The 19,795-nt window shown below is 64.7% G+C and carries 18 protein-coding genes; 7 read left to right on the top strand and 11 right to left on the bottom strand.

What is annotated here, in order from left to right:
- Nucleotides 1-30: 30 nt before the first annotated feature.
- Nucleotides 31-1,611, top strand: coding sequence for an AMP-binding protein (locus tag ERC79_RS13735; protein WP_131578957.1), 1,581 nt, complete (start codon nt 31-33; stop codon nt 1,609-1,611).
- On the opposite strand, the gene ERC79_RS13740 is transcribed toward ERC79_RS13735, so the two are convergent.
- Nucleotides 1,605-2,051, bottom strand: a complete 447-nt coding sequence (locus ERC79_RS13740) for a hypothetical protein (RefSeq protein ID WP_131578960.1) — start codon at nt 2,049-2,051, stop codon at nt 1,605-1,607. The two genes, ERC79_RS13735 and ERC79_RS13740, sit on opposite strands and share 7 nt — an antisense overlap.
- A 120-nt stretch (nt 2,052-2,171) precedes the next feature.
- Here ERC79_RS13740 and ERC79_RS13745 point away from each other — a divergent pair, with 120 nt between their 5' ends.
- Entirely contained in the window at nt 2,172-2,756 is a 585-nt protein-coding gene (locus tag ERC79_RS13745) for an HhH-GPD-type base excision DNA repair protein (protein ID WP_131578962.1), read from the top strand.
- A gap of 9 nt (nt 2,757-2,765) precedes the next feature.
- Here ERC79_RS13745 and ERC79_RS13750 read toward each other — a convergent pair whose 3' ends face one another.
- From ERC79_RS13750 to ERC79_RS13780, 7 genes are all read right to left on the bottom strand, one after another.
- Entirely contained in the window at nt 2,766-3,164 is a 399-nt protein-coding gene (locus tag ERC79_RS13750; RefSeq protein WP_131578964.1) for a VOC family protein, read from the bottom strand.
- 140 nt (nt 3,165-3,304) lie between these two features.
- Nucleotides 3,305-4,138 carry a mycofactocin-coupled SDR family oxidoreductase gene (locus ERC79_RS13755; RefSeq protein WP_131578966.1) on the bottom strand — a complete coding sequence of 278 codons (834 nt, stop codon included), beginning with the start codon at nt 4,136-4,138 and terminating at the stop codon, nt 3,305-3,307.
- Nucleotides 4,139-4,170: 32 nt separating this feature from the next.
- The gene (locus tag ERC79_RS13760) at nt 4,171-5,022 is read right to left on the bottom strand and encodes a mycofactocin-coupled SDR family oxidoreductase (protein WP_131578967.1); all 852 of its coding nucleotides are present in this window, start codon (nt 5,020-5,022) and stop codon (nt 4,171-4,173) included.
- Nucleotides 5,019-6,035, bottom strand: coding sequence for an ABC transporter permease (locus tag ERC79_RS13765; protein ID WP_131578969.1), 1,017 nt, complete (start codon nt 6,033-6,035; stop codon nt 5,019-5,021). The genes ERC79_RS13760 and ERC79_RS13765 overlap by 4 nt, the downstream gene beginning before the upstream one ends.
- 9 nt (nt 6,036-6,044) lie before the next feature.
- Nucleotides 6,045-7,574: a sugar ABC transporter ATP-binding protein gene (locus ERC79_RS13770; protein WP_131578970.1), complete on the bottom strand. Its 1,530-nt coding sequence runs from the start codon at nt 7,572-7,574 to the stop codon at nt 6,045-6,047.
- A gap of 2 nt (nt 7,575-7,576) precedes the next feature.
- Nucleotides 7,577-8,890 (bottom strand): sugar ABC transporter substrate-binding protein, encoded by a 1,314-nt coding sequence (locus ERC79_RS13775; protein WP_131578972.1) that lies wholly within the window; start codon nt 8,888-8,890, stop codon nt 7,577-7,579.
- A gap of 39 nt (nt 8,891-8,929) precedes the next feature.
- Nucleotides 8,930-9,847 (bottom strand): alpha/beta fold hydrolase, encoded by a 918-nt coding sequence (locus ERC79_RS13780; RefSeq protein ID WP_131578973.1) that lies wholly within the window; start codon nt 9,845-9,847, stop codon nt 8,930-8,932.
- A 290-nt stretch (nt 9,848-10,137) separates the two neighbouring features.
- Between ERC79_RS13780 and ERC79_RS13785 the strand changes: the two genes are divergently transcribed.
- The 3 genes from ERC79_RS13785 to ERC79_RS13795 all read left to right on the top strand — a co-directional run bounded on the left by ERC79_RS13785 (nt 10,138) and on the right by ERC79_RS13795 (nt 14,257).
- Complete coding sequence (locus ERC79_RS13785) at nt 10,138-12,099, top strand: alpha-ketoacid dehydrogenase subunit alpha/beta (RefSeq protein WP_131578974.1); 1,962 nt, start codon at nt 10,138-10,140, stop codon at nt 12,097-12,099.
- Nucleotides 12,093-13,688, top strand: coding sequence for an AMP-binding protein (locus ERC79_RS13790; RefSeq protein ID WP_165497123.1), 1,596 nt, complete (start codon nt 12,093-12,095; stop codon nt 13,686-13,688). The genes ERC79_RS13785 and ERC79_RS13790 overlap by 7 nt, the downstream gene beginning before the upstream one ends.
- Nucleotides 13,689-13,825: 137 nt before the next feature.
- Nucleotides 13,826-14,257 carry a cupin domain-containing protein gene (locus ERC79_RS13795; RefSeq protein ID WP_347563569.1) on the top strand — a complete coding sequence of 144 codons (432 nt, stop codon included), beginning with the start codon at nt 13,826-13,828 and terminating at the stop codon, nt 14,255-14,257.
- Nucleotides 14,258-14,403: 146 nt separating this feature from the next.
- On the opposite strand, the gene ERC79_RS23505 is transcribed toward ERC79_RS13795, so the two are convergent.
- The 3 genes from ERC79_RS23505 to ERC79_RS13810 form a co-directional block, all read right to left on the bottom strand.
- Nucleotides 14,404-14,670 (bottom strand): cupin domain-containing protein, encoded by a 267-nt coding sequence (locus ERC79_RS23505; protein ID WP_242676564.1) that lies wholly within the window; start codon nt 14,668-14,670, stop codon nt 14,404-14,406.
- A gap of 628 nt (nt 14,671-15,298) precedes the next feature.
- Nucleotides 15,299-15,649: a hypothetical protein gene (locus tag ERC79_RS13805; protein WP_131578980.1), complete on the bottom strand. Its 351-nt coding sequence runs from the start codon at nt 15,647-15,649 to the stop codon at nt 15,299-15,301.
- A gap of 53 nt (nt 15,650-15,702) precedes the next feature.
- Nucleotides 15,703-16,440: a hypothetical protein gene (locus ERC79_RS13810; RefSeq protein ID WP_131578982.1), complete on the bottom strand. Its 738-nt coding sequence runs from the start codon at nt 16,438-16,440 to the stop codon at nt 15,703-15,705.
- 354 nt (nt 16,441-16,794) lie between these two features.
- On the opposite strand from ERC79_RS13810, the gene ERC79_RS13815 reads away from it, so the two are divergent.
- Both ERC79_RS13815 and ERC79_RS13820 read left to right on the top strand, forming a co-directional pair.
- Entirely contained in the window at nt 16,795-18,945 is a 2,151-nt protein-coding gene (locus ERC79_RS13815) for a DNA polymerase III subunits gamma/tau (RefSeq protein ID WP_131578983.1), read from the top strand.
- Nucleotides 18,946-19,114: 169 nt separating this feature from the next.
- Nucleotides 19,115-19,795: a hypothetical protein gene (locus ERC79_RS13820; RefSeq protein WP_242676889.1), complete on the top strand. Its 681-nt coding sequence runs from the start codon at nt 19,115-19,117 to the stop codon at nt 19,793-19,795.

Here is a 19,795-nt window from a genome sequence, read left to right on the forward strand (position 1 = left end):
GGATCGAAGAAGTTGCTGACAGGAGAATCCATGAGCTTTCGCAGTCCTTTCCCCGACGTTGAAATCCCGGCCCTGAGTGTCTACGCCTTCCTGTTCGGTTCGATCGCGGAGGCGGACCTCGATCGCCCGGCATTGATCGAGGGCGCGTCCGGAGCCGTCACCGATTACCGGACCCTGGTCGGGCAGATCGACGCGATCGCCGGTGCCCTCGCGGCGCGGGGTGTGGGAGTCGGTGACATCGTCGGTCTGCACTCGCCGAACGTGCCTGCCTTCGCGGCCGTCTTTCACGGCATCTTGCGAGCGGGGGCCACGGCTACCACCGTCAACGCGCTCTACAACGCCGATGACATAGCCAAGCAGCTCAGAGATTCCAAGGCGACGTTCCTGTTCACAGTCTCAGCGTTGTTGCCGCATGCGGCGGAGGCCGCGGCCGCCGTCGGCATCCCCGAGGACCGCCTCGTCGTGATCGACGGCGCCGACGGACATCCATCCCTGCGTGACCTGCTCGCCGAGAACGCCCCCACTCCCGAGGTGTCGTTCGATCCGGCCACCCACCTGGCCGTGTTGCCGTACTCCTCCGGTACCACCGGCCGTCCCAAGGGCGTGATGCTCACGCACACCAACCTGGTGGCCAATGTGTGCCAGATCAGGTCCCCGATCAGGATCGACCCGGGCGATCGGATCCTCGCCGTTCTACCGTTCTTTCATATCTACGGCATGACCGTGCTCCTCAACGCTGCCCTGTTCAACCGTGCGTCACTGGTGACGATGCCGAAGTTCGACCTGCCGGAGTTCTTGCGGATCGTCTCCGAGCGGAAGTGCACCTACGTGTTCATCGCGCCGCCTGTCGCGGTGGCCCTGGCCAAGCACCCACTCGTGGACCAGTTCGATCTCTCCAGCGTGCACACCGTGTTCTCCGGCGCGGCGCCGCTCGACAGAGCGCTCAGCGACGCCGTTACCGCACGACTCGGCTGGAAGGTCCGCCAAGGTTACGGCATGTCCGAGATGAGCCCCGTGAGCCACGCTATCCCGTTCGACGGCGACGACATTCCGCTCGACTCGGTGGGCCCGACGCTTGCCGGTATGGAGTGCAAACTCGTCGACCCGACCACTGGCGAAGAGGTCGAGTACCCCACCGGCGAGGGCGTGTCCGAGCCGGGTGAGCTGTGGTGCAAGGGTCCCAACGTCATGGTCGGCTACCTCGACAACCCACAGGCCACCGCGGACGCCCTCGACGCAGACGGGTTCCTGCACACCGGCGACATCGCCACCGTCGACGCAGCCGGCAACGTCACCATCGTCGACCGGCTCAAGGAGTTGATCAAATACAAGGGTTACCAGGTGCCGCCGGCCGAGCTCGAGGCGCTGCTGCTGACCCACCCGCAGATCGCCGACGCGGCGGTGATCGGGGTGCTCGACAACGAGGGTGAGGAGGTGCCCAAGGCGTTCGTCGTGCGCCAGCCGGACACCGAACTCACCGAGGAAGAGGTAATAGCGTTCGTCGCGGAGCGCGTCTCACCGCACAAGAAGGTACGTCAGGTGCAGTTCATCGACACCGTTCCGAAGTCCGCCGCGGGCAAGATCCTGCGCAAGGACCTGCGCATTCAGTAGCCGGCCATGCAGTTTCGGAGTAGGTCAGGCGAGAGGTCGGCAATCGAGCAGGTGATCCTGCGCCAGCCGGGGCCGCCTCCGAACTGGTCCTGCGATGAGTCGACCAGCACCTCGACTTCACTCGCACCGGCCGCAGCTCGCAGATAGTAGACGATGGGGTCGCCCTCGGTCGTGTAGAGGGTGAGCGCGAACTCGCCGCCGTCACGCTGTCGACCCTGCGACAGGCAGTCGATCACCGCCGGGGTGAGCGACTCCAGTGGCTCGGACCCGGGGCGAGGCGCCGCATCGCCACAACTCGGTAACCCGTGGCGCTCGGCAACTTCGTGAGGCTTCGGTGCGGCAGGCGGCTCCCAACTGAAGTAGACAAGCGCGACGACAGTGGCGAGGAGGATCGCGAAGGGCACACACCGCATTGCTGTCTGGATCTTCCCCGCCCCCATGACGATCAGGCTATAGGCTGCGTCAGCCCTGCGCCGTCGGGCAGGCATTCGACCACCACCCACATGAGTGGTTCCGAAAGGACTTCCACAGAGTGCGCGGTCGGGTGGCAGGATCGGAGCATGTCTCTCACGCTGAACCTCGTCGGTGACCCGGACGCGGACGCCCTGCTGGCGTCGGATCCGCTCGCGCTGCTGATCGGAATGCTGCTGGATCAGCAGGTGCCGATGGAGACGGCGTTCGCCGGACCGAAGAAGCTCGACGACCGCCTCGGCGGCTTGGACGTGCACAAGATCGCAGAGATGAATCCGGACGACTTCATCGCAGTGTGTGCGCAGGCGCCGGCGGTGCACCGGTTCCCCAAGTCGATGGGGGAGCGCACCCAGTCGCTGTGCCGGTACATCGTCGAGCACTACGACGGCGACGCCGCTGCGATCTGGACATCGGGCGACCCGGACGGCAAGGAAGTGCTGAAGCGGCTCAAGGCGCTGCCCGGGTACGGCGACCAGAAGGCGCGGATCTTCCTCGCGCTGCTCGGCAAGCAGATCGGCGTCGAGCCGAAGGGCTGGCGCGAGGCCGCCGGCGCCTACGGCGACGACGGTGCCAGGCGGTCCATCGCCGATGTCGTCGACCGGCAGACGCTCCTCGAGGTGCGCGAGTTCAAACAGGCTGCAAAGGCTGCGGCGAAGGCGGCGAAGGAGAAGTAGGCGCCCGCATCAGCTCGGCGGCGCGAAGAACTCGAGCGCGATGTTGTCCGGGTCGCGGAAGGACAGTCCCGATCCGTAGGCGGCAGTCTTGATGCCCTCATGCGCGATGCCGAGACTGTCGAGCCGTTCGACCCACAGTGACAGTTCCTCGGCAGTGCACGCGAAAGCGAGGTGGTCCAGCCCGACGCGACGTTCGTCGAAGGCGTTGCCCGGTGCCGAATCGGTATGGGTGTGCAGGCCGAACATCGTCCCGCCGCCCAGCGCGAATACGGCATGGTGGAATGCGCCCGATTCCTCGTCTTCGTCGAGAACCGGTGGTGCGCCGAACAATCGGGTATACCACTCGATGCTTGCGGCCAGGTCGGACACCGTGACCGCGACGTGGGTGATAGCTGGAAACTGTGCCACGGTGGACCTCTTCCCTCCGGAGGTGCTGGTGTCGTACAAGCGTAACGTCGTTCACGGTCGTGTACGGCGGCATCGCCGCCGGGGCGTGGGATCGGCTGTGCTGCGAGATCCCACGCCCCCAGACAGTTCGAGTCGAGGAACTACATGACGAGGACGCCGCCGTCGACGGGCAGTGATACCCCGGTGATGTAGCGAGATTCGTCGCTGGCGAGGAACAGGACGGCGTTGGTCACGTCGTCCGACTCGACCCACGGGATCGGGTAGAGGATCATGTCGCCGGATGCCTTTGCGAAGTCCTCCCGGGTCGGATTGTCGACGCCGGGCGCGAATTGCTTGTACATCGCGGCGTTCTGGACCATCTCGGTGTCGACCTGGGTGGGGTTGACGGTGTTGACCCGAACTCGGTGGGGCGCGAGTTCCTGCGCGAGGGTCTTCATCAGGCCGACCACACCGTGCTTGGCCGCGACGTAGTGCCCAACCCCGGTGTAAGCACGCAAGCCGGCGACTGATGCGGTGAGCACGATCGAGCCTCCGGTGCCCTGCTCGATCAAATGGGGGATGGCGGCCTTGGTGGTCCGCCACACCCCGCTCAGATTGACGTCGATCATCTCGGCCCACTTGTGTTCGTCGATCTCGTGGACGTTGCCGAAGGACAGGATGCCGGCGTTGGCAATGACGATGTCGAGGCGCCCGAAACGGTCGACGCCGTCCGTCAGAGCCCTGTCGATCGTTTCGAAATCACGTACATCCGCGTGGGAGAAGACGATTCGCCCTCCTGCAGCCTCGACGAGGCGCACGGTCTCGTCGATGTCGGCCTGGCTGGCCAATGGGTAGGGGACGGTGTCGTTGCCTTCGATCGAGTCGACGGCGATGATGTCTGCGCCCTCCTGTGCCAGGCGCAGCGCATGATTTCGCCCCTGACCGCGCGCGGCACCGGTGATGAAGGCAACTTTTCCTTGGACACGACCTGCCATGATTACTCTCCTCGTGATTGTGAGCGTATGCGTTACTTGACGAGAACGCCTGCATCCACCGGCAGCGCAACTCCGGTGATGTAGCGGGATTCATCCGATGCGAGGAACAGCACCGCGTTGCTGACGTCGACCGGTTCCACCCACGGAACAGGCAGCGCGTTCATTGCCTGGGACACCGGAGCGAACTCCTCCCGGGTCGGCGAATCGCTTCCCGGGCAGAACAGTCGATACATCGGATCGTTCATGATCATCGGTGTGTCGACCTGGGTCGGATTGACTGTGTTGACGCGGATACGGTGCGGCGCCAACTCTTGGGCGAGAGTCTTCATCAGGCCGTTCACTCCGTGCTTGGCGGCGGTGTAGTGCGCGATATTGCCGTAGCCGCGGAGGCCGGCGGCGGAGCTGGTCATGATGATCGATCCGCCGGCGCCGGCAGTGATCATGTGGGGAACTGCTGCCTTGACCGTGCGCCAGGTCCCAGTGAGGTCGATGTCGATGACGGTGTGCCACTGCTTCTCGGACAGCTCGTGAGCTGCGCCGGGAATGTTGATTCCAACGTTCGCGCATACGATGTCGATCCGGCCGAATGCGTCCAGGCCGGCACTGACGGTCTCTTCGACGGAGAGGTAGTCGCGCACATCTGCGGTTCGGGTGACGATCGTGCGGCCCGTGGCCTCCACGAGCGCAGCAGTCTCCTCGAGTTCCTCCGGGGTGCCGAGCGGATAAGGCACTCCGTCGATGTCTGCACAGATGTCGAGCGCAATGATGTCGGCGCCTTCCTCCGCGAGTCGGACGGCGTGGGCGCGGCCCTGGCCCCGTGCTGCTCCGGTGACGAAAGCGACCTTCCCGGCGACACGGCCGGCCGGCGACGAAGTTGTCCTCATTTGATCACTCCGTAACGACGGCGGTCGATGGTGAGTGCCACTGCGCCGATGACGACTACCCCCTTGATGACCAATTGGGTGTAGGGATCGACTGCAGTGAGATCCATGCCGGCACTGAGCAGCACGATGACGAGCGCGCCCAGTAGCGTCCGATGCGGCCCGCCGACGCCGCCCGAAAGCGCGGTTCCTCCGACAACAACCGCGGCGATCGAGTTGAGAAGACTGGGACCGGCTCCGCCGGGAACACCGGTGCTGGCCTGCCCGGTGAAGATGATCCCGGCGATGGCAGCGGCGGCGCCCGCCACTGCGAAGACCGCCAACTTGGTGCGCTGGACGCGGACGCCGCACAAGCCCGCTGCCCGTTCGTTCCCGCCCACTGCGTACATGTGACGGCCGAACGAGGTACCGAAGGCCATCACGGTTGCGCCCAGCGTGAGGAGGATGGCAATCAGCGCGCCGTTGGGGACGTGTGGAATCCACGAGTCGTTCACCAGGATCTGCAGCAGCGAAGAGTTGTACGAGACCGGACCACCCTTCGAGATGGTGTTCGAGATGCCGTCGAGAATCGACATCATGCCGAGAGTGACCAGAAATGACGGCACCCTGAGCAGGGTCGTGATCAGCCCGTTCACCAACCCGACGACGGCGCCCGCCACGATCACCATGGCGATCGCCAAGGGGCCACCGAACTTGTCGATCCACGTCGCGATGAGGATGCCGGCCAGCGTTGCGTTCGCCGCGACGGATAGATCGATTCCGCCGATCAGGATGACGAACGTGCCAGCGAGTGCCAAGACAGTGAGGAACGCCATCTGGTTGAGGACATTTTGCAATGAATTCGTGGTGATGAAGGCGTCGGTTCTGGTCTGGAAGTAGACCACCAGGACGAGCACGGCGACGGCCGGGACGAGGATGTTCCGGTGTTGCCCGAGCCGACCGGCGAGAGTGCGCCCGTCGACAGTGGTTGGCGCGGATGTGTCTTGCGGTGAGTTTGTGGTGGTTGTATTGGACACTGGATTTCCTCACATCATGTGCTTGATGACGTCGACCTCGGCGGGTTTCGCATCCGCCGGAGCCTCCAATTCGGCGGTGACGACGCCGTCCTTCATCACCACGATCCGATCCGACATGCCGATGACTTCTTCGAGGGATTCGGCGCACAACAGCACGCCGATTCCGGTTGCGGCCATGTCGCGTACGAGCGTGTAGATCTCCTCTCTGGTACCGACGTCGATCCCACGGGTGGGGTCGCTGAGCACCAGTACCTGGCAGGCGCGACCCTGCCAGCGCGCAAAGATCGTCTTCTGCTGGTTGCCGCCGCTCAACTCGCCGATCGGAGTTGCGATGGACGGAGCCTTCACCTGGAGGCGGCGTGCCAGTTTCGACGTCTGCCGTTGCTCGTCTCGAAGATTGATGAGCCGGATCCACCTGTGCCGCAGAAGGTCGAGGAATCCGATCGAGATGTTCTCGCGGATCGAGGCCGCGGCGAACAGCGAGTCCTGTGCCCGTTCGGGTGGGATGTAGAGGACACCCGCTCGAACCGCTCGGGGTACGGACCATGATCGTCGGGGCTTCGCGTCCACCACTATCTCCCCGTGGGACAACCTTTCTGCGCCGGCCACGGCCGCGGCGAGTGACGCCTTGCCCGAACCGATCACTCCGGCGAGCCCGACCACTTCACCCGGCCGGATGACGAGATCGACGTCGTGGAACTCGCCGTCCACTCCGGCGCTGCACAGTTCGACGAGTGGGGTCAGCGAGTGCGCTCCCGTCTGGTCTCCCTCGCGGTAGTAGTCGGCGCTGCGTTCGCTCCCGACCATCAACTCGTGCAGCCTGTCGGTGGTGACGCCGACATTCGGCAAGCTCTCGACGGATCGGCCGTCACGTAGCACAAGTAGCCTGGTGCTGATCCTCAGCACGTCTTGCAGGATGTGGGAGACGAAGATGAACGCGACCCGGTCGCGCCAACGTTCGATGAGACTGAAGAGAATCTCGACCTCGGTCTCGGTCAGCGCGCTGGTCGGTTCGTCGAGCAGGATCGTCGGAGCGAGGGTGTCTGTGGAGATTCGCGAGAATGCCCGCGCGATCTCGACCAACTGCCGCTGCGGGTACGTCAGTTCGGCGACGACCATGTCGGCCGGGAGATCGGTGATCTCCAGCTCCGCCAGTAGCCGTTCGGCTGCCCGGAGGAGCCGACGGCGTCGGCCGGGACCGAGACCCCCGATCTCGGATTCCCTTCCCAGGTAGATGTTCTCGTAGACGCGGAGTGCATCGACGAGCGATTGCTCCTGGACGACGACGGAAACACCGAGTTCGCGCAGAGCCCGCGCATCGCCGAGCGGAACCTGATCACCTCTGACGTGCATGCTGCCGGCATCGGGGGTGACGGTCCCGGTGAGCACGCCGATGAGGGTGGACTTCCCGGCCCCGTTCTCGCCGATGAGGCCGAGTACTTCGCCCGCCGAGATCTCGAGCGACACATCGCGCAATGCTCGGACGGGACCGTAGCTCTTCGAGACTCCGTCCAGTCGGATCGTTGCTGGCGCCGACATGATTACGCGACCAGCTGATCTTTGTATTGGAACAGTGGTCCGGAACGGAAGGCGGATCCGTACTGTGCTCGGACACCGGCGATGTCGACAGAATCCCACGCGGAGTTGAGCTTGTACTGGTCCTGCGGCACGCCCGCGTAGTACTCCCGGGGATCGATCGGGTCGAGAACGGTCTGCGGATCCCAGTCGTTCGGATTCAGTGCCTTGCTCATCCTCGCCCAGTCGAACGGGAGTTGGTCCGCGTAGACCGTCTCGAGGACGTTGGCGGCGTTGTCGGGATTGACCAGCAGCGCGCCCTGGGACAGGAATCGTTCCGGCAGCGAGAATTCGACGCCGTTGAGGACGTCGAAGAGCGTGACGCCGAGCAATCCGGCCGTCAGCCCTCCGACCGTCGAGCTCGTCAGGTACTGCTTGCCCTGGGCAATGTACTCGACGTTCTGTTTGTTGCCGTCGAAACCGACCACGATCTTCCCGGTGATCTTCTGCGCGTCCAGTGCTGCGATCACACCGGCCGCCTCGCTGTCGTTCTGCGCGAAGACTCCGACGAAGTCCGGTACGGACGGCAGGATATTGGTGAAGGACTTGCGGGCATCCTCGGACGTCCAGTTGCCGGGTGACGCGGTGACGATCTTGATCCCCGGGTAGTTCCCGAGTGCGGCGTTCAGCCCTGCAGTCCGCTGATCGTCGGCCGATGACCCCTTCTGCCCGGGAACGTGAATGACCGTGCCGCTCCCGCCGACCTTGTCGAACAGCGCCCGCGCGGTGGCCTCGGCAATCTTGGTCGAGGGAGGGGTGATGAACCGAACCCACTTGTCCGCGTCGGCCGGTGTGAACCAGGGTGGCGCCGTGTAGGAACTCGCGTACAGGATCCCCGCCGACTGACACGCTTTGGTCACCGCGGCGGCCTGCGCCTCGGTTGCGGGGGTGCCGAAGATCGACTTGCCACCACCCGCGCGGACATTGCCGACCTGGCCCAGCGCGGTGTTGACATTGCCCTGGTCTTCCACCGATGACATCGGGACGCCCAGAGCATCCATCGCCTGCTTGCCACCGTTGGAGAACGCGACGAAATAGTCGTTGGACAGGGTGGTGACCTGGCAGAGTGTCTTTTCCTGGATTCTGCCGGCGCCAGCTCCGCCACCGGCCGCGGCATTGGTGGCGGCGCCCGAGCTTCCGTTTCCGCCACCGCCGCAGGCTGTTACGCCGAGGGTGATGCCGGCAGCTCCGACGACCGCGAGGAAGGAGCGGCGGGTGAGCGGATGGGCGAACGGTGCATTGCGGGCGACGTCTACGATCTTCGACTCGATCGAAGGCATGTTCACTTCCTTGCGTCGATGGGTTGGTTTGGGAGAGAACTACTTTGCGAGAAGATGCTCGGTGAACCAGCGGGCAGCATGCTCGGCGGCCACCGCCAGCTTGGACTTGTCGCTGTAGAGGGTCATGTGGGAGGTGTGGGGAAGTACGACCAGTTCTTTCTTCGTGGTCGGGATCCTGTTGAAGGTCTCGATCTCGAGATCCCACAACGTGAGGTCGTCGCCCTCGGCGACGATCATCATCGAGGGCGTGTCGAGTATGCGCGGAGCGAAGAAGTTGACGTCGTAGTCGAGTAACAGGTCGACCGACTCCATCGTCGAACTATTCTGGTACAGAGGTGCTTCGGTGGCCTGGAGTGCAGCGAAGGTTCGCTTGGTCTCGGGGAAGGGCCACGACGAGAGTTCGTTCTCCGGGTCCTCGCTGGCGTGCGCGATGTACAGGCGCTGGGAGGGGTCGGCGTAACGCAGTCGGCGATCCTCGAGGATGGCATCCCACAACCGTCGGTATCCCATGGTGCCGTGTATGCGCCGCATGTTCCGGTAGCCGTCCACGACGGGGATTTGCGAGACGATCGCACGTACCCTGGGATCTGTGGCGGCGAGGACCATCACGTGACCGCCCGAGTAGGAAATACCCCAGGCTCCCAGTCGGTTTGAATCAATCCCCGAAGCCTCCTCCAGGAAGCTGAGTGCGTTCCGGTAGTCGAGGATCTGAGCCTTCGGATCCAGGTGTTGCCGCGGTTCGCCGTCGGAAACACCGAGGTTGCGGTAGTCGAACACGAGAGCGGCAATGCCGGCGGACGCGAATGCCTCGGCATAGTAGGGCATGACGAGTTCACGTACGTAGCACCAACCGCCGGCGAGTACGACAGCGGGAACGTCCTCTTCGGTGTCGGGGCGGTAGAGCCAGCCACGGACCGTGGTGCCCTCGCTGGTGAACTCGACATCTTCTCGACGCATACGTGGTCTCCTCGATGAGTAGGGGCGGGCAGGTGGACGCGTAGAACCACCGTCGTGGCGCATCCGATCCCAGATCCGGAACTCGGTGAGCGGTGATCGCCCGGACAGTGCAATCGTGAGCTACGCCACAGTCGCTGTCAAGTGTTACTGGACACTGTCTTTTCGGCGCGACTGCGAATAGTGTCCAGTGCTACTGGACGCTTTTGGTCTTCGGTCGGTATATTCCCGATCGACACCGATAACTCGTAATAGAAACGTGCTCAACATAATTGGAGCGATCCGGAGGTTTCATGGACAACGAAGACGCGTTGCGTGCGTACGAGAAGATGGTGTTGATCCGGAGGATGGAGGAGCGGGTATCGGTCCTCTACAAGGGTGACTCGATACCGGGTTTCGTCCACACGTCCATCGGGCAGGAGGCATGCGCTGTCGGAGCGCTGTTCCACTCCCGAGTCACCGATGTCATCACCTCCACTCATCGTGGACACGGCCACGTCCTCGCCAAGGGCCTCGAACCTCGCCGGATGATGGCCGAACTGATGGGCAAGGAGACCGGTTCGAATCTCGGGCGTGGTGGGTCGATGCACGTTGCGGACCCACGCCTCGGAATCTTCGGAGCAAACGGCATAGTGGGAGCCGGACTGCCGATCGCGGTCGGTGCGGCGTACGCGCTCGCGGACCGTGGTGGTGACGATCTGGTCGTGGCGTTCTTCGGCGACGGTGCCATCGCGACCGGTGCATTTCACGAAGCGGTGAACCTTGCTGCCCTGTGGAAGCTGCCCGTCATCTTCCTGTGCGAGAACAACGGTTTCTCGGAGTTCTCGGCCACCGCGGATCAGCACCCCGTGCCGATTGCGGCGCGAGCAGCCGGTTACGGACTGGACGTAGTGACTTTGCCGGGCAATGACGTCGAGGCCGTGGCCGACGGAATCGCACCGGTCTACGACAGAGTTCGGGCGGGTGAGGGGCCGGTGCTGGTCGAGGTCGTGACGGTGCGTGTGCACGGGCACTACGAGGGAGATCCTCAGCGCTATCGTGACAAGGAGCGCATGACTCGCGAGATCGCTGAAGCCGACCCGTTGACCGTTGCTCGAACCCGTCTCGCTGAACGGGGCATCGAAGAGAACACGATCGCTGCCGTCGAGCAGCGAGTGCTCGCTGAAGTCGAGGATGCCGAGAAATACGGGCGGGAGTCGGCGTTTCCGGACCCGGCGTCTGCGCGGGACTTCGTCTATGCGCCGCGCAACCATGTGGATCCGACCGTTCGTCCAGACGAATCGGGGCAGGTGGTGTCGCAGTCGAGGATCCTCCGCCAAGCATTGGACGATGCGTTGGCTGCCGACCCGGACGTCTTCCTCGCCGGAATCGACGTCGCTGGGGGGAACGTCTTCGGAATCACCCGTGAGCTGGCGCAGAAGCACCCGCGCCGAGTGCTGGACACTCCGATCTCGGAAGCCGCGATCATGGGACTGGCCGTAGGATCGGCGATGGCCGGCCGGCGGCCGGTGGTCGAACTGATGTACCTCGACTTCCTCGGAGTGTGTCTCGATCAGCTGATGAACCAGGCGGCCAAACTCCGACTGATGACGGGTGGCGCGGTCACGCTCCCGCTCGTCGTGCGCACCCAGTTCGGCTCCGGACGGTCGTCCGGCAGTCAGCACTCGCAGAGTCTGGAGGCGCTGCTTGCCCATATTCCTGGTCTCACGGTCGTGATGCCGAGCTCCGGGGCGGATGCGTACGGGTTGTTGCGTGCATCGATCGAAGACGACAACCCGGTCGTGTTCATCGAGCACAGGCTCTTGTACGAGAAGAAGGCGGCACTTCCGGGTGAGCACTTCCGGGTGCCTCTCGGCAAGGCTGCCATCACTCGCCGGGGACGTGATCTCACGATCGTCTCGTGGTCGAGAATGGCGACTCACGCACTGGCTGCGGCAGAGGAACTGGCGCGGCGGGGTATCGAGGCAGAGGTGATCGACCTTCGTACGGTTGCGCCTCTCGATCGGGATACCATTCTCGAGTCTTTCGGTCGAACGAACCGTATGGTAATCGCTCAGGAAGCGGTCAGGGACTTCGGTATTGGTTCCGAGATCGCCGCCATAGCAGTGGATTCCGGATTCTGGTCGCTGGATGCGCCGATCGTGCGCGTCGGTGCAGACTATGCTCCCGCGCCCTATTCGCCTGTCCTCGAGCGTGAATGGGAGGCGGGTCCGGCGGACATCGTCGCCGCGGCCGAAAGGGTTCTCGCATGCTGACCGCCACCCGCCCGCACGGGTATGAGGGCCCCGCCTCCACCCTCGTTGCCGCCCTGTGTCGTTCAGTACGGCGTGCACCTGACGAGACCGCCGTCGTCGAAGGCGATGTACGCCTGACCTACTCCGAATTGCTGAACGCGGCGTCGAATTTTGCGTCCTCGCTCCATCGACGCGGCGTCCGCCGTGGCGACGTCGTCATGGTTCAGCTTCCGAACTGGTGGGAGCACCTGGTGACGATCTGGGGGACGTGGATTGCGGGGTGCGCGGTGCTTCCGGTGGTGCCGCTGTACCGGGAAAGGGAGTTGACCTTCATCATCGGGCAGAGCCGACCGGCGGCGGTGGTGGTGCCTCGAGAATATCGCGGATGCCGCCATGCCCGGATGATCGGCGAGATCGTGCAATCGGACCCGGGGACCCTCCTCGTCGAGGTCCGCGGAGCTGGCGAGGACGTCACTGTCGGGGCGACATCGTTTCAGGAGATGATCAAAAAAGATTGGCGGGAAACAGGATTCGCTACCGTCAGTGCGGGCGCAGACGAAGTCGCCGCCGTTCTCTATACGTCCGGTACGACCTCGTCGCCCAAGGGTGTCCTGCACACTCATCGGACCTTGCTCGCGGAGACCGCAACGATTCGCCGGCACTGCGAACTGACGTCGACGGACTCGGTCTTCATGCCGTCACCGCTGTCGCACATCACGGGTCTCGCGTATGGGGTGATCCTGCCAGCCGACATCGGATGTGCGACCGTCTTGATGGAACGGTGGGCACCGGAGTCTGCGGTGAACCTGATCGAGCGGGAACGTTGCACATTCACCGTGAGCGCCACCCCTTTCCTGCGTGGCCTGAACGAGGTCTACTCGAAGAGGTCGGTGACTCGCTCGAGTCTCACTCGCTTCGTGTGCGGCGGTGCGGACATACCGCCCGAGCTCGTCCGCGCCGCTCACGGGACAATGGGTACAGACGTCCTCCGCACCTACGGTTCGACCGAGCTGCCGACCGTCGTGATGGCTGATCCCCGGATTTCGCTCGTCGACCGGTCCAGGGGTGACGGTCGTCCGATTGGACACAATGAGGTTCGCGTCGATTCCAGCGGTGAGCTCCTCGTCCGTGGACCCGAGTTGTTCGTCGGATACCTCGACGCCCGTCTGAACGAAGAGGCCTTCACTGAGGACGGATACTTCCGCACCGGTGACCTCGCGGAGGTCGACTCGAACGGTGAAATCCGAGTAACGGGTCGGATCAAGGACATCATCAACCGTGGTGGGGAGAAGTACAGTGCCTCGGAGATCGAATTCGCGCTGCAGGAACACCCTCGTATCGAGGACGTCGCAATCGTCGCCTATCCGGACGAGGAGCTGGGGGAGCGGGCATGCGCATTCGTTGTGGCTCGAGAGGATCCCCCTTCGGTGGCGGAGATCAGAAGGTTTCTCGTCGGCCGTGGTTTCGCCGTGCAGAAGGCCCCGGAACGGATGATTGCGATCGACGTGCTTCCCCGTAATGCCAGTGGGAAGATTCAGAAGTTCGTGCTCAGGGACCGGATCGGACGCGAATGTTCGTCGGGCGAGGGTACCGGCGAGGAATCGCTTTGACATCGCACGCGACTATCGGGCAGCGGGTGCGGGCGGAGCGGAAGAGACAAGGCATCCCGGTCCGCGAGTTGGCCCGACGATTGGGGGTATCGCCGTCTTTTCTCTCTCAGTTCGAGTTGGGGCAGAGCCAAGCTGCGGTGAGCACGCTGTTTGCCATCGCAACCGAATTGGATCTGTCCCTGGACGACCTGCTCGGCAGAACCGGCAGGTCAGGCGTGTCCGACGAAGCCGGTCGACCCGACGACCTACGCTTGCCGGTCGAGAAGTACCTCGCGTTCCAATCAGGGGTCCGCTGGAAGAACTTGGCCGATGTCCCACTCGATCACCATCTTCAGTTTCTGCTGACCGAGTACGAACCGGGAGCCGACTCGGCGCCGGAGGGGTCTCCTCAGACGCATCGGGGGGACGACTACGGCTACGTGCTGGAGGGCCGGTTGACGATCGAGGTGAACGGAGCTCGGCACGTGCTGGGAAGCGGTGAGTCGATTCATCTTGCTGGCGCTGTTCCGCATCGATTGAGGAACGAGTCGGCGGATCTGGTGAAGGCGATCTGGTTCATTGCCGACTGATCGGAGTCGTCCGAAACCTGTGAACGTGCGTATCGATCACCCGCGATGCGCATTCGAAGGCTGATCCATGCCTTCACTGCAGTGCCCCGGCGTCCGGACCGACATCCGAACGTCGGGGCATTTGCCTCATGAGGTCGCGGAATGTGCTATTCGACTACGAACCAGATGGCCTTCACCATGCGCTTCGATCGATTGCGCAGGCGGTGCGGAGCCCGTCCCGATAGCTGGATGGATTCGCCCTTCGACAGGGTTCGCTCGACGCCGTCGATCTCGATGGTGAGTGTGCCTTCGAGGATGTACCCGTAGTCGTCCCCCCGATGGGTTTGCGCAGATCCTTCCGGTGCGGAGTCGGCGCCGGGGTCGTATTCGGTCAGCAGAAACTGGACATGGTGATTTGCCGGGATGCCGGCCAATCTCGTCCAACGAATTCCGGTACGGAATGAAAGGAACTCACTCGAACCTGAGGCCGCTTCCGGAGTCTCTGCGGGCGTGCGTGCCTCTTCTCGCGAGCGAGTCCCGAGGAGTTCGTCCAAGGACAGGTTCAGCTCGGTTGCCAGCTCGAAAAGAGTGCTGACCGAAGCTTGGCACTGCCCTAGTTCGAACTGGGAAAGGAAGGATGCCGACACGCCTAGGCGCCGAGACATCTCGCGAATGGAGATCCCCGAGGCTTCTCGGGCACGGCGAACCGCGAGCCCGATCGTCGGCTCGGTTCCGCGTGTCGATGCGGGCGGCGAACCATTGGACGCATCCTTGGAAACACCCTTGGCGGGGCTTGTCTTTCGTTCCCTGGTTGCCATCTTGGCTCTGGTTTCCTTAACACGAGTAGTCATCGACTGGGTACGTTCGCCACCGTACCGCCTGCCGTCGAACATTCTCGGGTGCATGCACCTCGCTGCGACCTGCAGGACAGCATTTCGTGGGGCTGGAACTCGCGTGCAGGGCATCGTGGTGCGGTAGGTGATTGCGCCTATGTTGCGTGAAATATGCTTTACTCCAGTCGATTCAGAAGAATTGATCGACTCACGCCGGTGGTCGCACTCGTCAGGGCGGCCGCTCGGGTGTAAGGGCGAACAGCCCAGGATGTGGAGGCGGCTGGCCGTCGTGCAGCAAATCCTCCACGCTGCCGGCCATGACCTCCGCCGCTAGCTGGCCGACCGGCAGGGCTCCGATCGCCAGGCCAGTTCTGGCGTCGTGGGCAGCACCTGGGGGGTGCTGACCGGCAACCATCCGGAGGTCCCGGAATCGGTCGATATCGTTAGCTCGCTGCGGCACTAGTCGGTTGAACTGGGCTGTTGCGTCACGGACGATGTCCACTACGAGGACTATTGCCAGCGATGCACCGCCAACTCCGCGGAGCTGTATGTTGTCGAGTCGATACCGTGGGGTCGCCACTCGTAATCACTCGTCGAAGAAGGGTTTCTCCAGTTCGAGGACGTCCGGTCCGCTCAGCCGGGCGGCTTCTGAGTGAACTGAGCTGCATCGAGGATCAGATCGGTCACATCGATGTCGAACTCCGGATAGGCGATCGTGAAGACGAGCTTGCCCCTGGTCGGTACGGGGCTGAGGAAGTAGGTGGCGGCGAACTCGAGTTCTCCATCCCCGACCCGTACGCAGCGATCGTTGCCACCGGCCAGCCAGGGGGCGCCGGGGTCTTCGGGAAAGTCACAGGGGCTCGACGAGTTCGCGAGGACAGTGCCGCCGTAGAACCCATACGGTCCGCGTCGGGGATCGACGGTGACGATCAGGCGAATTCGGTGGGGCTGGCCTGGTTTGATCCGGAAGCCGAGGTTCATTGCTTCAGCGCCGATGATGACGCCTTGGTCGGGATGGGGGTCAGGTATGCGGGCGATCAGCTGGAAGGAGACTCCCGTCGCGAACACTCGGATGCGTCCGAGTCGGAGGTCGACACCCTTCCTGGTCTTGAAGGGGATCGACAGATCAGGTTCGTACAGGGCGGGTTCCTGTTGATGCGGGTGCCTTCGAAAATCCGGTGGCACCCGTCGCCCGATCGGCCGCCGTGTCTGCTGCTCTCGATCCTCGTGGTCGATCTCCGCCGATAGCTCCGTGTCGGGGACCTCCACACCGGCGTGGCGGAGGACTCGCGCGCTCCACTTCAGGTGCGCGGTCCACTCCTCCGGGGAAGAACCTGCAATTGCGAAGTTGACGCGTCGCCACTCGGTCATGGCTCTGAGCCAACCACCTCGTCATGACAGCTCTGCGGGGTTCGTGTCGCCGTCGTGCAGCGCCTCGGTGGCGCGGCCAAGGCGTTGCTTGGACGACGCAGCTTCGGCGAGCGGCCCGTCGGGGTCGTGATCCAGGATGCGGCGCACGACCTCTGGCCGCCGCCTGCGGGCGCGGTGTGGCTGATTTCGGCGATGTGGTCGGCGACGGCCTGTTCGAGCTCTTCGTAGATCGGGGACCAGCTCCTCGCGTTTCAGGCCACAGCGCATCAAGATCATTGTGATCATGCTCTTGCCGGTTCCAGCCCCGGCGCGGTCCTGCGGCGGGCTGTCATGGCTCGCCGGTAGTCTTTCGCCGTGGCCCTGTACCGGAAGTATCGACCAGCTTCGTTCGCGGAGGTGGTGGGTCAGGAGCACGTCACCGAGCCCCTGAGCACCGCACTCGACGCCGGACGCATCAATCACGCCTACCTGTTCTCGGGCCCGCGTGGCTGTGGCAAGACGTCGTCGGCGCGCATCCTGGCGCGCTCGCTCAACTGTGTGCAAGGGCCCACCTCGCAGCCCTGCGGGGAATGCTCGTCGTGCGTCGCGCTCGGCCCCGGTGGCCCCGGCAACCTCGATGTCATCGAGCTCGATGCGGCCAGTCACGGCGGTGTCGAGGACACCCGTGAGCTGCGCGATCGCGCGTTCTACGCGCCCGCCGAGTCGCGGTACCGGGTGTTCATCGTCGACGAGGCCCACATGGTCACCACCGCGGGCTTCAACGCGCTGCTCAAGATCGTCGAGGAGCCGCCGGAGCACCTCATCTTCATCTTCGCGACCACCGAGCCGGAGAAGGTGCTGCCCACCATCCGGTCCCGCACGCATCACTACCCGTTCCGGTTGCTCGCGCCGTCCACCATGCGCGGGTTGCTCGAGAAAATCTGTGCCCAGGAACATGTGAGGGTTGACGACGCGGTGTACCCGCTGGTCATCCGGGCCGGTGGCGGATCACCGCGCGACTCGCTGAGCGTGCTCGATCAGCTGCTCGCCGGTGCTGGTGACGACGGCGTCACCTATCCGCGCGCGCTCGCGCTGCTCGGCGTCACCGATATCGCGCTCATCGACGAGGCCGTGGACGCGCTCGCCGCGAACGACGGCGCCGCCCTGTTCGGCACCGTCGACAAGGTGATGGACGCCGGACACGACCCGCGCCGGTTCGCCGTCGATCTGCTCGAGCGGCTGCGCGACCTCATTCTCATGCGCGCGGTGCCCGACGCCGCGGAGCGCGGTCTGGTCGACGCCCCCGGCGACGTACTCGACCGGATGCGCGAGGAGGCCGAACGCATCGGACCGGCGACCCTGGCCCGCTATGCCCAGCTGGTGCACGATGGTCTGGGTGACATGCGCGGTGCCACCGCGCCGCGGCTCCTGCTCGAGGTGATGTGCGCGCGGATGCTGTTGCCGTCTGCGTCCGAAGCGGAATCTGCTGTGCTGCAACGGTTGGAGCGCATCGAGCAGGGAATGGTCACGCCGGGTGCGACGCTGCCGGCGTCAGCGTCCGCGCCTGCGCCCACTCCCGCCCCGGCGCCCCTCGATCCGGCGGCCTCGGTGTACCAGCGCCCGTCGCAGCGCCGCGAGCCCGAGGTTGCGACGCCGGATCGGGCACGTGAACCTGAGCCGCAGCGTCAGCCTGAGCCGCAGCGTCAGCCTGATCCGCAGCGTCAGCCCGACTCGTCGGCGTCGGTTGTTCCGGCGGTGGCGCCTCCAGCGGTCGACGAGGCCCCGAGTGTTCCGGAGCCCGCAGCCGCCGCGTATGCGGCGCCCGAGCGGGAGCCTGTGCCCGTGGTGCCCGAACCCGAGCCCGAGCTGGTGCCAGATCCAGAACCTGAACCCGCTCATCGGGATGCTTCATCGCGTCCCGATGCGGCTGCGGTGCGGACGGTGTGGTCCGAGGTTCGGGTGAAGGTGCGCGAGCGTAGCCGCACGGTCGAGGTGATGTTGTCCGGTGCCACGGTCCGCGACGTCGTCGGCGCCCGGTTGGTGCTCGGCCACGATTCGGCCCCGCTCGCGAAGCGGTTGGTCGAGCCGCGGAACACGGATGTGATCCGGGCGGCGTTGACGGAGGTGTTCGGCGGGGACTGGGAGGTCACCTGCGAGCACGGTACTGCTCCGGCGGCGCAGGCTGGCCCAGTTCAGTCCGCCAAGGCGCCGGCGAAGCCCGCGACCGGGCCCCGTTTCTCCCGGCCGAGTCAGGAGAGGGCTGCCGCGGCGCCTCGTCCGTCGACGCCGAGCGGCCCCGTCGAACTCGACGATATTCCGCCGCCTGAGGCGCCGGACTATCCGGACGATCCGGGCCCGCCGCCGGTCGACTACGACGCAGCTCCGCCTCCGGCGACACCTGAGGACGAAGAGGAGATGATGGCGCAGGCGGCCGAGCCGGTCGATCCGGCTAGCCGACGCGATCCGGAAGATGTTGCGCTGGAATTACTCTCGGAGGTTCTCGGCGCGCGCAAGATTGACGGCTAGGCGACGTCTGGCCGGCAGTAGTCCCGAACGGTCGGGACGCTGGTCCCTGGTGTTCGGGACGGCGGGCGTCGGAATCTGAGCCGGAACGCGATGGACGCGTTCCGGCTGACGTGTCCCGGACGGGGCGAGCACAGCCGCGGCCTGAGGAGAAACCGTGAGCTCACTTGATCTGTCCCCGGACCAATCGGCCAACCGGGCTGCCGTACCGCAGCGGCGACCGCGTCTGTGGGCCTACTGCGGCATGGCGGCCGGCCTGGCCAGCGTGGTCGGTATTCAGGCCAGCCTTGCGATCGATGCGGTGTACTACGAGGGGGCCGCCGGAGATCCGGTCGCGATCATGAATCGGCTCGCCGACCAGCGAGCCGCGATGGTCGTCATGCATGTCGCGATGACGATCGCTGCGCTGTTGCTGCTCGTCTTTGCCGCGGGCGCGGCCCGTCGCCTGTCCGAGCGCTTGCCCGAGGGCACGTTGTTGCCGGCCGTCACCGCCGGCGGGATGGTCCTCACCAGTGTGGCTTGCCTGCTCGGGACCGGGTTCACCACCGAGTTGGTGTTCGGCCTTGGTGAGGTGGACCAGTTGGTGCCCGAATACGCAGTGGTCGGTGCGCACTGGATGGGTACCATTCCCTGGCTGTGGGCAGGCGTGGGAGTCAGCGCGCTGGCAGTGGCGTCGGCGCTGCTGCGGCACGGGGCGGGGCCGCGCTGGATCGGCTGGACGTCTCTCGTCCTCGGCGCCGTCACCGCGCTGTTCGGTATTTCGCCGCTGCAGTACATGGCCGGCTTCACCGGCCCGGTGTGGATTCTGGTGGTGGCGGTGGGTTTCGCATTCGGGGATCGGGCGCGCGCCTAG

It is taken from the genome of Rhodococcus sp. ABRD24 (genome assembly GCF_004328705.1).
In the GTDB taxonomy this organism is placed as follows: Bacteria; Actinomycetota; Actinomycetes; order Mycobacteriales; family Mycobacteriaceae; genus Prescottella.